At 49.2% G+C, this 14,036-nt stretch carries 10 protein-coding genes; 3 read left to right on the forward strand and 7 right to left on the reverse strand.

From position 1 onward, the window contains the following. Positions 1-299: 299 nt before the first annotated feature. The 7 genes from ppiD to bolA all read right to left on the reverse strand — a co-directional run bounded on the left by ppiD (position 300) and on the right by bolA (position 10,007). Positions 300-2,180, reverse strand: coding sequence for a peptidylprolyl isomerase (ppiD, locus tag SPM24T3_RS19965; protein WP_009638627.1), 1,881 nt, complete (start codon positions 2,178-2,180; stop codon positions 300-302). Between the two features lie 277 nt (positions 2,181-2,457). Then, positions 2,458-2,733 carry a nucleoid-associated protein HU-beta gene (hupB, locus tag SPM24T3_RS19970; protein WP_009638628.1) on the reverse strand — a complete coding sequence of 92 codons (276 nt, stop codon included), beginning with the start codon at positions 2,731-2,733 and terminating at the stop codon, positions 2,458-2,460. Positions 2,734-2,950: 217 nt separating this feature from the next. Further along, on the reverse strand, positions 2,951-5,305 hold the full coding sequence (gene lon, locus SPM24T3_RS19975; protein ID WP_009638629.1) for an endopeptidase La: 2,355 nt from the start codon (positions 5,303-5,305) through the stop codon (positions 2,951-2,953). Between the two features lie 189 nt (positions 5,306-5,494). Next, positions 5,495-6,769: an ATP-dependent protease ATP-binding subunit ClpX gene (gene clpX / locus SPM24T3_RS19980; RefSeq protein WP_009638630.1), complete on the reverse strand. Its 1,275-nt coding sequence runs from the start codon at positions 6,767-6,769 to the stop codon at positions 5,495-5,497. Between the two features lie 225 nt (positions 6,770-6,994). Next, a complete protein-coding gene (clpP, locus tag SPM24T3_RS19985) occupies positions 6,995-7,624 on the reverse strand; it encodes an ATP-dependent Clp endopeptidase proteolytic subunit ClpP (protein ID WP_009638631.1) in 630 nt (209 codons plus the stop codon). Between the two features lie 440 nt (positions 7,625-8,064). After that, positions 8,065-9,369, reverse strand: coding sequence for a trigger factor (gene tig / locus SPM24T3_RS19990; RefSeq protein ID WP_009638632.1), 1,305 nt, complete (start codon positions 9,367-9,369; stop codon positions 8,065-8,067). A gap of 323 nt (positions 9,370-9,692) precedes the next feature. Beyond that, complete coding sequence (gene bolA, locus SPM24T3_RS19995; RefSeq protein WP_009638633.1) at positions 9,693-10,007, reverse strand: transcriptional regulator BolA; 315 nt, start codon at positions 10,005-10,007, stop codon at positions 9,693-9,695. Positions 10,008-10,322: 315 nt separating this feature from the next. On the opposite strand from bolA, the gene SPM24T3_RS20000 reads away from it, so the two are divergent. The 3 genes from SPM24T3_RS20000 to cyoA all read left to right on the forward strand — a co-directional run bounded on the left by SPM24T3_RS20000 (position 10,323) and on the right by cyoA (position 14,036). After that, a complete protein-coding gene (locus SPM24T3_RS20000; RefSeq protein ID WP_009638634.1) occupies positions 10,323-10,901 on the forward strand; it encodes a lipoprotein in 579 nt (192 codons plus the stop codon). Positions 10,902-11,057: 156 nt separating this feature from the next. Continuing rightward, positions 11,058-12,536, forward strand: coding sequence for a muropeptide MFS transporter AmpG (ampG, locus tag SPM24T3_RS20005; protein WP_009638635.1), 1,479 nt, complete (start codon positions 11,058-11,060; stop codon positions 12,534-12,536). A gap of 546 nt (positions 12,537-13,082) precedes the next feature. Further along, positions 13,083-14,036: a cytochrome o ubiquinol oxidase subunit II gene (gene cyoA / locus SPM24T3_RS20010; RefSeq protein ID WP_009638636.1), complete on the forward strand. Its 954-nt coding sequence runs from the start codon at positions 13,083-13,085 to the stop codon at positions 14,034-14,036.

Raw genomic sequence — 14,036 nt, forward strand, 5'->3', positions numbered from 1 at the left:
TAGCGGCTTTTTTGTCTTTGCTTACCGATTTTTCGACACTGGTCGAGGTCGTAGCTTTAGCCGCGCTTTCTGTCGCAGCCTGCACGCTTAACGGCATAACTGCGAGTCCCAAAGCTAGTGTCAGGGTAGTGATTGATAGTTTTTTCATGCTGTAATCCTCCGTGTTGTTGACAGCACGGACAGAGTGTCGCAATGGGAATTGAATAACAAACGGCAGAAGTCAGAAATGGAAAAGGCCGCGAAAGCGGCCTTTAGGTATTGCAGAGTGTTGCACTCAGGCTCCGTGAAGCCTCGCAAATTTACTGATTCTGCGCGGCAGCACCATACTTCACTTTTGCCTGATGGCGCAGACTAGCTAACAGCGCATCAAAGGTATTGTTGGAAGAAGTCTGTTGCAACTGCTGAGCAAATTGACTGGCTTCAGCATCAGGTAATTTGCCCTGAGTGACTGCCGTCAACTTAATCAGAACCGTATTGCCATTGTTGTCCTGAGAAATTCCGTAGCTTGGTTTGTCTGCAGTCGCCTGTGGCAATGCATAAACATTTTGCTCGAAATCTGACGGCTGGGCAGTACGCTGTACTTTTTGTACGCCGCCGAAACTGACACCGGCGGCTTTCAGTGCATCATCGCCTTTGCCTTCTTTCAGTGCCACCAACAATTTTTGCGCATCGATACGAGCCTGATCGGCTGCTTTCTGGCGTTTCACCAAGGTCGCTACCTGATCTTTCACTTCGGCGAATGGCTTGATACCGGCCGCTTTATGAGAGTCAACGCGAACGACGAAGGCACGGTCACCATCAACGGTAATGACGTCGGAATTGCTGCCTGGCGCGTTGTCATGGCCGAGCAGTGAACCGTCAAATAGCACCTGATCTACTGGCTTGAAGTTAATAGCTGCAGGGATATTCTGCTGAGTAAACCAGTCGGTATGCGCAGCCTGAGTTCCGGCGGCTTTCTCGGCAGATGCCAGAGATTCGTTGTCGTTGCTCGCAGCATCGCTAACTTTCTGCTGAAGTGCATAGTAAGCATCCAGCGCTTTCTCTTGCTTGAGCTTGTCTACAATACCGTCGTGCACCTGAGCCAGCGGTTTTACCTGCTCTGGCACGATATCAACCAGACGCAGAATGAAGTAACCGCTGTCGGATTTGATTACACCAGCGGTCTGGCCTTTGGTGGTCAAGTTAGCGCTTTTGAATTCTGGCAGCGTGGTTTCTGGCTCCATCCAACCCAAATCACCGCCCTTCTTGCCACTAAGGGTATCGATAGACTTGGTTTTTGCCAGCTCGGCAAAATCGGCACCACTTTTCAGCTGAGTGTCGATAGCCTGGGCATCGGCCTGATCTTTAGCCACAATAACGCTGTAACGACGGCGTTCCGGCTGGCCAAATTCGCTTTTATGCTGGTCATAGTAAGCCTCGACATCCGCATCGGTGACCTGAATCTTGCCCTGCATCGCTGCCGCATCCATTTCGATGTAGCTAACTTTCATTTGTTCTGGAGCAACAAACTGCTCTTTGTGCTGGTCGTAGAAAGCCTGTAATTCGCTGTCGCTCGCCTGCTGTTTGGCAGCGAGAGTGTCAGTGTCGAAAGTTGCCGTGTGGACATCGCGCTCCTGCAGCACCAGCTCGGCCATGGATTTGGTTTCAACCGGCAGCACGAAATCAGAATCGCCATAAGCCTGAGCTAACTGTTGGCTGACCAGCTGCTTCTTCATCAGCTGTGCGAAGTTATCCGCGGTATAACCCATACCCTGCACGGTTTGCAGATATTTGGCATTATCAAAACGATTGTTGGTCTGGAACTGAGGAGTGGCCAGAATCGCATCTTTGATTTGCTGATCACTCACGGTCACGCCCAATTTTTGTGAGTACTGCTCGAGAAGGGTGACGTCAATCAGGTTGTTAAGTGACTGCTGACGCAGTTGCTGCATGTAACCTTCGCTACCGGCTAGCGCAGCGAACTGGTCACCAAGCTGCTGCTGCAAACGGCTGCGCTGATTCTGAACAGCGTCGTCAAGCTGTGCACGGCTGATTTCCTGGCCGTTTACTTTCGCCGCATAGTCGCTAGACCCACCGATTAAGTAATTGCCAACACCGGTCAAAACAAAAGATAAAACGATCAGACCAAGAATGATTTTGAGCACGACGTGATTAGCTGCCGCGCGTAAGTTGTCCATCATAGTGAAGCAACACTCCGCTGTATTTGGGGTTTAAAACTTGGGCTGCGTGGATGATACCAACGATCCCTGTGACACCCTTCAGGGTGTTGCACAATAAACTGCGTGTTTACACTGACACTTCGTTTCGAGTGGTGTTCAAAAGAATCACTGTTAACAGGCAATGTCTAAAACATGAGCCACTCTGCGTGCTGGCTCGCAAAAGTAAAAAAAGCGCATCTCCAAGATGCGCCTTATATATTACCTTACCAACCCTGTGACGTCAGGTTATTGTTAGTAATTATCCGTTTACCGCATCTTTCAAAGATTTACCTGCGCGGAAGCCAGGTACTTTGGCAGCCGGAATACTGATTTCTTTACCGGTTTGCGGGTTACGGCCAGTGCGAGCAGAGCGCTCACGAACTGCAAAAGTACCGAATCCTACCAGTGCAACTTCTTCCCCGGCTTTCAGAGAATCAGTTACCGATGCAAGCACCGCGTCCAGCACACGTCCAGCGGCCGCTTTAGAAATATCCGCACCGGCTGCAATTTTGTCGATCAGTTGTGACTTATTCACGTTTTCATCCCCTCTTAAAATTCTATCGTCACGCCGAAATTTCCCTACGGACGTGACAGCGCAGCTGTTATATCAAGCTTGTCAGGGGTATGCAAGCTACCCAGAAACCGTTGCCCCCGTCTGACATGGCTTACTAACTTAACGGCACAAAAAAAAGCTGGCAAGTAGGAATTCACTTGCCAGCCTCAGTTTTACTTACACTTTATGCATCAGGTCACTATTTCGCAGCGACAGGCAGTGCACCAAACGCTGGATTTTGCAGCGCAAAGTTCAATACGTCATCGATACGCTTGACCGGATGAATCTCCAGATCTGCTAATACGTTGTCTGGGATCTCTTCCAGATCGCGTTTGTTATCGTCCGGGATCAACACCACTTTGATACCACCGCGATGTGCGGCCAACAGTTTTTCTTTCAGGCCACCGATTGGCAATACCAAACCACGCAAGGTTATCTCGCCAGTCATTGCAACATCGGCACGCACCGGGTTACCGGTCAGGCAAGAAACCAGCGCGGTACACATTGCAATACCGGCACTTGGACCGTCTTTCGGCGTCGCCCCTTCTGGTACGTGAACGTGAATATCACGTTTTTCGTAGAAGTCAGGGTTAATACCCAGCTTGTCTGCACGCGCGCGAACCACTGTCAAGGCAGCCTGAATCGACTCTTGCATCACTTCACCCAATGAACCGGTGTAGGTCAGCTTGCCTTTGCCCGGAACACAGGCGGTTTCAATGGTCAGTAACTCGCCGCCCACTTCGGTCCACGCCAGGCCAGTGACCTGTCCTACGCGGTTTTCAGTGTCAGCACGGCCGTAATCAACCTTCTGCACGCCCAGATAGTCTTTAAGGTTATCGCCATTAATGACGATGTGCTTCAGGGTCTTGTCCAGCAGCAGTTGTTTAACTGCTTTGCGGCACAGCTTGGAAATTTCACGTTCCAGGCTACGCACGCCGGCTTCACGGGTGTAGAAGCGAATAATGCCGATAATCGCGCTGTCTTCAACCGTCAGCTCGTTTTTCTTCAGCGCGTTACGCTCGATCTGTTTTGGCAACAGGTGCTGTTTGGCAATGTTCAGCTTTTCGTCTTCGGTGTAGCCCGACAAACGAATGACTTCCATACGGTCAAGCAGCGGTGCCGGTATGTTCATCGAGTTAGAGGTCGCGACAAACATCACGTCCGACAAATCGTAGTCGACTTCCAGATAGTGGTCGTTAAAGGCCACGTTCTGTTCTGGATCAAGTACTTCCAGTAAAGCCGATGCCGGATCGCCACGCATGTCGGAAGACATTTTGTCGATTTCATCAAGCAGGAACAGTGGGTTCTTAACGCCAACTTTCGCCATTTTCTGGATCAGTTTGCCTGGCATAGAACCGATATAGGTACGACGGTGACCGCGAATTTCCGCTTCGTCACGCACGCCACCCAGTGCCATACGCACATATTCACGACCGGTTGCGCGAGCAATGGACTGCCCCAGAGAGGTTTTACCCACACCCGGAGGCCCTACCAGACAAAGGATCGGCCCTTTGATTTTGCTGACGCGCGTCTGCACTGCGAGGTACTCGAGGATACGGTCTTTCACCCGCTCCAGACCAAAGTGGTCGGTATCCAGTACCTCCTGCGCCTTACGCAGGTCTTTTTTCACTTTACTGCGCGCGTTCCATGGCACCTGAAGCATCCAGTCGATGTAACCACGGACTACTGTGGCTTCGGCGGACATTGGTGACATCATTTTCAGCTTTTGCAGCTCGGCTTCTGTTTTTTCACGCGCGTCTTTTGGCATTTTTGCCGCATCGATTTTGCGTTTCAGCGCTTCATGCTCGTCGGGCGCGTCGTCCATCTCGCCCAACTCTTTCTGAATAGCTTTCATTTGCTCATTCAGATAGTACTCGCGCTGGCTTTTTTCCATCTGTTTTTTGACGCGATTGCGGATACGTTTCTCAACCTGTAACAGGTCGATTTCCGATTCCATCATCGCCATCAGGTATTCCAGACGTTCGGTAATATCGAACATCTCGAGCACCGACTGTTTGTCGACCAGCTTCAATGGCATATGCGCAGCGATAGTATCCGCCAGGCGTGCCGCGTCTTCGATGCTGTTCAGTGAAGTCAGGACTTCCGGCGGGATTTTTTTGTTCAGCTTGATATAACCTTCAAACTGATTAATAGCCGTACGTACCAGAACTTCCTGCTCACGCTCGTCAACCGCTGGCGATTCCAGGTATTCGGCCTGGGCAGCAAAGTGTTCACCGCTGTCGGACAGTGTCGTGATGCGGGCGCGCTGTAAACCTTCAACCAGAACTTTGACGGTTCCATCTGGAAGTTTAAGCATCTGTAAAATAGAGGCTACGGTGCCCACTGAGAACAAATCGTTGATACCAGGCTCATCCGTCGAGGCCTCTTTTTGCGCAACGAGCATGATTTTTTTATCATTGTCCATTGCCGCTTCAAGACAGCGAATCGATTTCTCCCGGCCAACGAACAGCGGGATCACCATGTGCGGATAAACCACCACATCGCGCAGAGGCAATACGGGGATTTCTATGCGTTCGGAACGCTCAGGGTTCATAGAGCTCTCTCTTAGTTTAGCTTCCGCCAGGTTAAGGAAATCTCGTGAAACACGAGTCAGCGGGTTTCAGCAAGTAGTTAACTGAGTATATGGGGATGAATATCTGACATTCAACGACAAGAATGCGAGGAAAAAAAATGGGGGAAAAAATCCCCCATTTCTCCACTAAACGTCTGTAAAGCTGGCTATTTATTCACCAGAAGCTTGTTGCGCCTCAGGTTTGCCATAAATCATCAGAGGTTCAGATTGCCCCGCAATGACGGACTCATCAACAACGACTTTGTCCACACTGTCAAGAGATGGCAGATCGTACATCGTATCCAGTAAAGCAGCTTCAACAATAGAACGCAGACCACGAGCACCTGTTTTGCGATCCATCGCCTTTTTCGCGATTGCAATCAATGCTTCATCGCGGAACTCAAGCTCAACGCCTTCAAGGTTGAACAATGCCTGATATTGTTTAGTCAGGGCATTTTTTGGTTCTTTCAAGATTTGAATCAGCGCGTCTTCACTCAGTTCGCTCAGCGTTGCCACGACGGGCAGACGACCAATGAACTCAGGGATCAGACCAAACTTGATCAAATCCTCAGGTTCTGCCTGAGCCAGCAACTGCCCTTCCGTTGCTTTCTCTGACTTGCCTTTAACCACTGCGCCAAAACCGATACCGGTGCTGGTATTCAGACGTTGGCCGATAACTTTATCCAAACCAGCAAATGCGCCGCCGCAGATAAACAGGATTTTTGAGGTATCAACCTGCAAGAACTCCTGCTGTGGATGCTTACGTCCGCCCTGAGGAGGAACGGCAGCCACAGTACCTTCGATCAGTTTCAACAGCGCCTGCTGCACGCCCTCGCCCGAAACGTCACGGGTGATAGACGGGTTGTCAGACTTACGAGAAATCTTATCAATTTCATCGATATAGACAATGCCGCGCTGAGCTTTCTGTACGTCGTAATCACATTTCTGCAACAGCTTCTGAATGATGTTTTCGACGTCTTCACCCACGTAACCGGCTTCGGTCAGCGTGGTGGCATCGGCCATGGTAAATGGCACATCCAGGAAACGAGCCAGCGTTTCAGCCAACAGCGTTTTACCGCTACCGGTCGGGCCGATCAGCAGAATGTTGCTCTTGCCAAGTTCGATACCATTGCTGGAGTCGCCATTGCGCAAGCGTTTGTAGTGGTTATAAACCGCAACAGCCAGAACTTTCTTCGCAGGTTCCTGACCGATAACATAGTCATCGAGGTGTTCGCGGATTTCGTGTGGAGTCGGCAGCGCGCTGCGTTCGCGATGCGGTGCGACCTCTTTAATCTCTTCGCGAATAATGTCATTACATAAATCGACACATTCATCGCAGATATACACTGACGGCCCGGCAATCAGCTTTCGCACTTCATGCTGGCTTTTGCCGCAAAAAGAGCAGTACAGCAGCTTTCCTGAACCGTCTTTGCGCTTATCTGTCATCAGTAAACCTCTTCTTTAATCTTTGTCCCGCGGACAACTCACGGCGGTACGACCATTTAACCCAACAGACATGTCACTCACTGACGCACACATGCTGATGTCTATTGAACAATTCACTCATACATTGTGCCTTGGGTAAAGCATTGGGCGGCGATTTATCGCCGCCGCACAAAAACGTCGGTATGAGTTTAACTATAGACCATCGCGCCAGCAGAAAATTGCCTGTTAGAGTTCGCCGCGATGAGTCATTACTTTATCCACTAAGCCATACTCTACAGCTTCACTGGCTGACAGGAAACGATCTCGCTCAGTGTCACGCTCTATTTCTTCAAGAGATTTGCCCGTATGTTGCGCCATCAGCGTGTTCATGCGGTTTTTCACTTTCAGGATTTCTCTGGCGTGAATGTCGATATCGGTTGCCTGGCCCTGGAAACCGCCCAGCGGCTGGTGAATCATCACGCGTGAGTTTGGCAGCGCGTAACGTTTGCCTTTAGCACCGGCGGTCAGCAGGAATGAGCCCATTGAACAGGCCTGGCCCATACAAATAGTGCTGACATCAGGCTTGATGAACTGCATGGTGTCATAGATTGACATCCCTGCGGTGATCACACCGCCCGGAGAGTTGATATAAAGATAGATATCTTTCTCTGGGTTTTCGGCTTCCAGAAACAGCATCTGGGCCACAATCAGGTTAGCCATATGGTCTTCAACCTGGCCAGTCAGGAAGATGATACGTTCCTTTAACAGGCGGGAAAAAATATCGTAAGAGCGCTCACCGCGTGAAGTCTGCTCTACAACCATCGGTACTAAGGCCATGTTTGGCGCAAATTGTTCTCTTTCACCACTGTATGACATAACCGTCTCCTAATAGAATTCTCTTTAGCGCGAGTTGAAACCGATTCTACTTGAGATAAGCGATGATGACTATGCTCAAGCGGCCAAGTCGCCACATACACGGCTGACGGTGGTTATCAGTCAGAAGCTAACAGCAAAGTTACCCTTGTAGCACTAGACAATTGGGGAGAGAGCGCAAGATTTCAAGCCTTGCGACGAATTCTTTTGCTTACCTTAACCATTAAGTCAGCAAATAGCTCACTTATTGTGCTGACCGGCTTTTTTCGGTTATCACTCTGATAAATATAGCGCAACGTCCCTTAAATATAGAGCAGTCGCTATCTAAAAAACCAGTCCAAAGCCAGAATAGGCAAAATAAAAAAGCCCGTAGCGCAAACTACGGGCTTTCAAGACCTCATCGACTCGCTCCATTAAAGGGACGGGGGATGATCTCTGGACAATTAAGCCTGAGTGGTCTGGTTCATCAGCTCGGTAAAGGTCGTGGCTTTTTCAGTCACTTTAGCTTTGGACAGCAGGGTTTCGACGGCTTGTTCTTCCAGCGCGACGTTACGCATGTTGTTCATCAGCTCTTTATTTTTGCTGTAGAACTCAACAACTTCTGATGGATCTTCGTAAGCGGAAGCCATTTCTTCGATCAGCGCTTTAACGCGATCTTCGTCAGCTTTCAGTTCGTGCTGGCTGATAACTTCGCCCAGCAACAGACCAACAACAACGCGACGCTTGGCTTGCTCTTCGAACAGCTCACGTGGCAGTTCCAGGGCTTGCTTCTCGTTGCCGCCGAAACGCTGTGCAGCCTGCTGACGCAGAACGTCAACTTCGCTGTCAATCAGGGCAGCCGGCACGTCGATTTCGTTAGCTTTAACCAAGCCTTCGATGGCCTGAGTCTTGATACGGTTACGCACCGCGCCTTTCAGCTCACGATCCATATTTTTACGCACTTCAGCACGCAGACCGTCTACAGAACCATCAGCCACGCCGAAACGTTTGATGAATTCTTCAGTCAGTTCTGGCAGAACGCGGGTTTCAACTTTCTTCAGAACGATAGCGAACTTGGCTTCTTTACCTTTCAGGTTTTCAGCGTGGTAATCTTCCGGGAAGTTTACGTCGATGGTGAATTCTTCACCGGCTTTGTGACCGACCAGACCTTCTTCGAAGCCTGGGATCATGCGGCCCTGGCCCATAGCCAGTACGAAATCAGAAGCTTTGCCGCCTTCGAATTCTTCACCGTCGATAGAACCAGAGAAATCTACAGTCACGCGATCTTCAGCTTCAACAGCAGCTTCAGAGTCTTTCCAGTCAGCCTGTTGCTTGCGCAGGGTTTCCAGCATGGTGTCAACATCTGCTTCGTTAACTTCAACAACCGGTTTTTCTACTTCGATGTTTTCCAGATCTTTCAGTTCTACTTCTGGGTAAACTTCGAATTCAACGGTGAAGTTGAAATCTTCGCCCTGCTTGTATTCGCCTGGAACATAGTTCGGCGCGCCAGCTGGGTTGATTTTTTCTTTGATGATCGCATCAACAAAGCTGCGTTGCATCATATCGCCCAACACGTCCTGGCGAACGCTTGCGCCGTAACGCTGTTCGATAACGTTGTGTGGAACTTTGCCCTTACGGAAGCCGTCGATACGTACAGTTTTAGACGCTTTTGCCAGCTCGCTTTTTACTGCTTTTTCAATGCTTTCAGCAGGAACAGTAATAGCGATACGGCGACCAAGGCCTTGAGTGGTTTCAACAGAAACTTGCATCTTGTTACCTCAAAAAAATCAAAGTGCTCGGTCAACCCCGAACCGGGATGCACTGCACTAAGCAGATCCCTGGCTCAGTGTTCGAGGAAGTCCCGAAACCATTCCGGAAAAATAAGACGCGACATTATAGCGGCGCAACGGCGGCACGTCGAGGATGCGTGTCTTGAAATCAAAAAAACGCGACATCATCGCCTTAAAAACAAAAACGGCCCGCAGGCCGTTTCAAAATTCGCTTCTACTAATACAGCAACTCGGGGGGAAAGTTCCAGAGATACCGTCGATTAATAGCGATTTAGGGTGATTTTTGCAGAAAGATCTCTGTTTTATGCAAGAGTTCCTGCACCACGGCACGGCGGAGATGCCGGAACCGTATCCTGTAACCCTTCCCATTCCTTAAGCGTGTAAGTGTGCAATGCCAGAGCGTGCACGCTTCCTGCCAATTCTTCCGACAGCACAGAATAAATTGAGCGGTGACGTTGTAAAAAACGCTCGCCTACAAACTTATCGCTTACCAACACCACCTTGAAATGGCTCTCTGACCCAGCAGGCACGTTGTGGCGATAACTTTCGTCTGTGACATCCAGATGCGTGGGTTCAAACGCAGCTGCCAACTTTGCTTCTATTTGCTCGCGAATCATAGCCATCTCCTTAAAAACACGTTTTACAGAGAACTGCGCCCAACTATTTCGCCGTCTTACCTTAAATAGTAGGCGGTTTTCTGTTTTATTCTTTCTTTCAAAAAGAAAATATTACTTATGTGAACAAAAAGGTAGTTTGAGACACAATTTAGTACGCCATAGGGCTAATTTTTTGCTTCTCCGCGATAAATTCATCGTTTTAGCGGTCCAATCTCATGGCAAGCCGAATATCCGCAATGCTATGATGCTGCCCATTCTACAATCAAAAAACGTCAAATCCTGACTTTGAAAAGATGGAAAATTGAGAACATGAATATGTTGAAAAAAATCCTTTTCCCTGCACTGGCACTCTTTATGCTTGCAGGCTGTGCTACCAGCAGCAACACCCTGAACATTTCGCCTAAAATCGCCTTGCCTACACAGGACCCATCCCTGATGGGCGTGACCATTAGCATCAATGGTGCCGACGTGCGTCAGGACAAAGCGCTGGCCAAAGTTAATCGCGACGGACAACTGGTCTCACTGACCCCTTCTCGTGACATGCGTTTCCTGCTGCAAGAAGCGCTGGAAAAACAGATGACCGCTCGCGGCTATATGATTGGTCCTGACGGCGCCGTTGACTTGCAAATCGTGGTTAACAAACTGTATGCCGACGTCCAGGAAGGCAACCTGCGTTACAACATCACCACCAAAGCCGATATCTCTATCATCGCTACTGCGAAAAACGGCAACAAGCAGGTCAAGAACTACAACACCAGCTATAACGTTCAGGGCGCATTCACCGCGACCGATTCCAAAATCACCAACGTAGTCAATACTGCGCTGGGTGACGTTATCTCTGATATGGCACAGGACACCAGCGTGAGCGACTTTATCAAGGCGAACTCACACTAATTCCTGCCCGCTTCTGCCCGGCAACTGTCGGGCAGAAGACTTTGATTTTACGGTTCCCTTTGGCATTCCCCATCGATTCCCTCCTTTATTATCCGCGTTTATCCTTTATCATGCCCTTGAGCCCCCTTTTCAACGGCCTGCGGGAATACGGATGCCATGCTAAAACAGTACTTTTCAATTTTTACCCAACGTAATACCGCGATCCTGCTGCTTTTGGGCTTTGCTTCCGGCTTACCTCTGGCGCTGACCTCCGGCACGCTACAGGCCTGGATGACAGTCGATAATCTGGATCTCAAAACCATCGGTATCTTCTCGCTAGTCGGTCAGGCCTACGTGTTTAAATTCCTCTGGTCGCCGATGATGGACCGCTATACGCCAAGCTTTCTTGGACGCCGCCGAGGCTGGCTGGTCGTTACGCAGCTGTTGCTGGTAGTCGCGATTTTTGCCATGGGATTTATGGACCCTACGCGTAATTTATTCTGGCTCGCAGCGCTGGCAGTGCTCATAGCCTTTGCCTCTGCTTCTCAAGACATCGTATTCGACGCCTATAAAACCGATCTACTTAGCGCCGAGGAGCGCGGTAACGGTGCAGCGGTTTCAGTACTGGGCTATCGTCTGGCGATGTTGGTATCAGGTGGATTGGCGCTGTGGCTGGCCGACCGCTATCTCGGCTGGCAACATACTTACTGGCTGATGGCCGTGTTGATGCTTATAGGCGTGGCTGCAACGCTGTTTGCCCCCGAACCTGATATCCATCAACCTGCTCCCGCTACGCTGGAAATGGCGGTGGTAGCACCGTTGAAAGATTTTTTTGGTCGCAACAATGCGTGGCTGATTTTACTGTTAATCGTAATGTACAAACTCGGCGATGCCTTCGCAGGCAGCCTGAGCACCACCTTTTTGATCCGCGGCGTTGGCTTTGATGCCGGTGAAGTCGGGCTGGTAAATAAAACATTGGGGCTGTTGGCCACCATCGTCGGCGCACTGCTCGGCGGGGTATTAATGCAGCGCCTGAGCCTGTTTCGCGCGTTGATGCTGTTCGGCATCTTGCAGGGAATATCAAACGCCGGTTACTGGATTTTGGCGATTACCGACAAACACCTTTATTCGATGGGCACGGCTATCTTCTTTGAAAACCTGTGCGGCGGGATGGGAACGGCGGCGTTTGTCGCGCTGCTGATGGCGCTGTGCAACAAATCATTCTCGGCAACCCAGTTTGCACTGCTTTCGGCGCTTTCGGCGGTGGGCAGAGTCTATGTCGGGCCAATAGCGGGCTGGTTTGTCGAGGCTCACGGCTGGCCACTGTTCTACCTGTTCTCTATCGTAGCTTCCGTACCTGGCTTGCTGCTGCTGGCGCTGTGCCGCCAAACCCTTGAGCACGCACAAAAAACTGACTCCTTTTTACCGCGCATTCATTTCCCCGTGTCGTATCGCTGGGCGCTGCGTTTGCTGTTAATCGGCAGTTTAATGCTGGCACTGTGGGTATTAATGCTGATTACCGATGGGCTTAACTGGACCCATGCATCGTCACTGGCGGTTAAAATTATGCAGGCAGGAGCCTTATTTGCCGTGGTGGGCATCTTACTGGGCAGCACGCTCGATTTCCTCGCCCTGCGCCGACAGCAAAGAATTTAGCGAAATTCTGGCGCGATTGATAATCCCTTCTACACTCTCATTAGCATTTGCGGTTACTTCGCCTTCATTAACTTAATTTCCGGGATACACAATTGTTGTGTATCCTGGGGAATCATTGTTGTTATTTGGTTAATATCTTGATTTACTCTGATCTGGATCAATTAATGCTTTAACAACATTAAAAAAATATTTCCTGTTTACAACTTGTTTCAACCACCTTTTTTTTTCAGCGTTTTTTTTAATCTTATTTAAACCAAATTACAACATCCTGTTTACATAATTTCTACCTATATAAAACATTTAAAAAAAGCACTAAATATCCATACCGTTGCTAGGCCTTGTTTTTCCTCACCATAGTGATGGTTAATAGCGCAAGGTACTGTTGCCACAAAGAAATTGTCACTTACCGTAACATGTGTGACAACGTTAACATAAAGTGTGGGACGTGCATTTACACAGCTTTAAGCGTGTTTACAGTACCGTAACCTTCCCGTAAAATGCCCGCACACATGAGCGACAATAGAGCCCTGTTATTGAGGTCGTTAGATGAGACTTAAGAAATACAATAAAAGTATTGGGATGTTGTCTATATTTGCATCTACTGTTCTACTGAGTGGCTGTAATTCGGCAATATTGGATCCCAAGGGAGCAATTGGACTTGAGCAAAGAACGCTGATACTGACAGCGATTGGTTTAATGCTAATCGTCGTTATACCAGTAATCATTATGGCTTTTGCTTTTGCATGGAAGTATCGCGCTTCTAATACAAACGCTAAGTACAGTCCAAATTGGTCACACTCCAACAAAGTAGAAGCTGTGGTATGGACCATTCCAATTATTATTATCGCCATCCTGGCAACAATAACCTGGAAAACCACTCACCAGCTTGATCCGTTCAAACCTATCGTTACCAATGAAAAGCCAATGACCGTCGAAGTTGTTTCACTCGACTGGAAATGGTTGTTTATTTATCCAGAGCAAGGTATCGCGACGGTTAATGAACTGGTGATCCCTAAAGATGTTCCTGTGCAGTTCAAAGTGACTTCTGACACTGTCATGAACTCCTTCTTTATCCCGCAGTTAGGTGGGCAGATTTACGCGATGGCCGGTATGCAGACTCAATTGCACTTGATTGCAAATGAAGCTGGTACATATAAAGGCATCTCGGCAAACTACAGTGGTCGCGGCTTCTCTGGTATGAAGTTCAACGCTATTGCAACACCTACGCGTGCCGATTTTGATACGTGGGTTGCTAAAGTTAAGCAAGCTCCGAATCAGCTCGCAACAATGGGTGATTTCAAGAAACTGGCCGCGGACAGTATCGACAACCCAGTCGAATACTTCTCTACCGTTCAACCAGACTTGTTTAAATCAATCATTGATCAGTACTCGCATGACATGAATATGCCAGCAGGCCAGACAATGTCTATGCCAGCCGGTACAGACATGAAAGGTATGGATATGGGTGACAAGTCTCACACTGCCGGAGCCGGGGAATAA

The sequence above is a fragment of the Serratia sp. M24T3 genome, from assembly GCF_000257645.1.
GTDB lineage: Bacteria > Pseudomonadota > Gammaproteobacteria > Enterobacterales > Enterobacteriaceae > Rouxiella.

Bases quoted from the DNA above. Each gene is read 5' to 3' on its own strand.
- ampG (WP_009638635.1), top strand. From the start codon at position 11,058: ATGCTAAAACAGTACTTTTCAATTTTTACCCAACGTAATACCGCGATC.
- clpP (WP_009638631.1), bottom strand. From the start codon at position 7,624: ATGTCATACAGTGGTGAAAGAGAACAATTTGCGCCAAACATGGCCTTA.
- cyoA (WP_009638636.1), top strand. From the start codon at position 13,083: ATGAGACTTAAGAAATACAATAAAAGTATTGGGATGTTGTCTATATTT.
- clpX (WP_009638630.1), bottom strand. From the start codon at position 6,769: ATGACAGATAAGCGCAAAGACGGTTCAGGAAAGCTGCTGTACTGCTCT.
- bolA (WP_009638633.1), bottom strand. From the start codon at position 10,007: ATGATTCGCGAGCAAATAGAAGCAAAGTTGGCAGCTGCGTTTGAACCC.
- ppiD (WP_009638627.1), bottom strand. From the start codon at position 2,180: ATGATGGACAACTTACGCGCGGCAGCTAATCACGTCGTGCTCAAAATC.
- SPM24T3_RS20000 (WP_009638634.1), top strand. From the start codon at position 10,323: ATGTTGAAAAAAATCCTTTTCCCTGCACTGGCACTCTTTATGCTTGCA.
- lon (WP_009638629.1), bottom strand. From the start codon at position 5,305: ATGAACCCTGAGCGTTCCGAACGCATAGAAATCCCCGTATTGCCTCTG.
- tig (WP_009638632.1), bottom strand. From the start codon at position 9,369: ATGCAAGTTTCTGTTGAAACCACTCAAGGCCTTGGTCGCCGTATCGCT.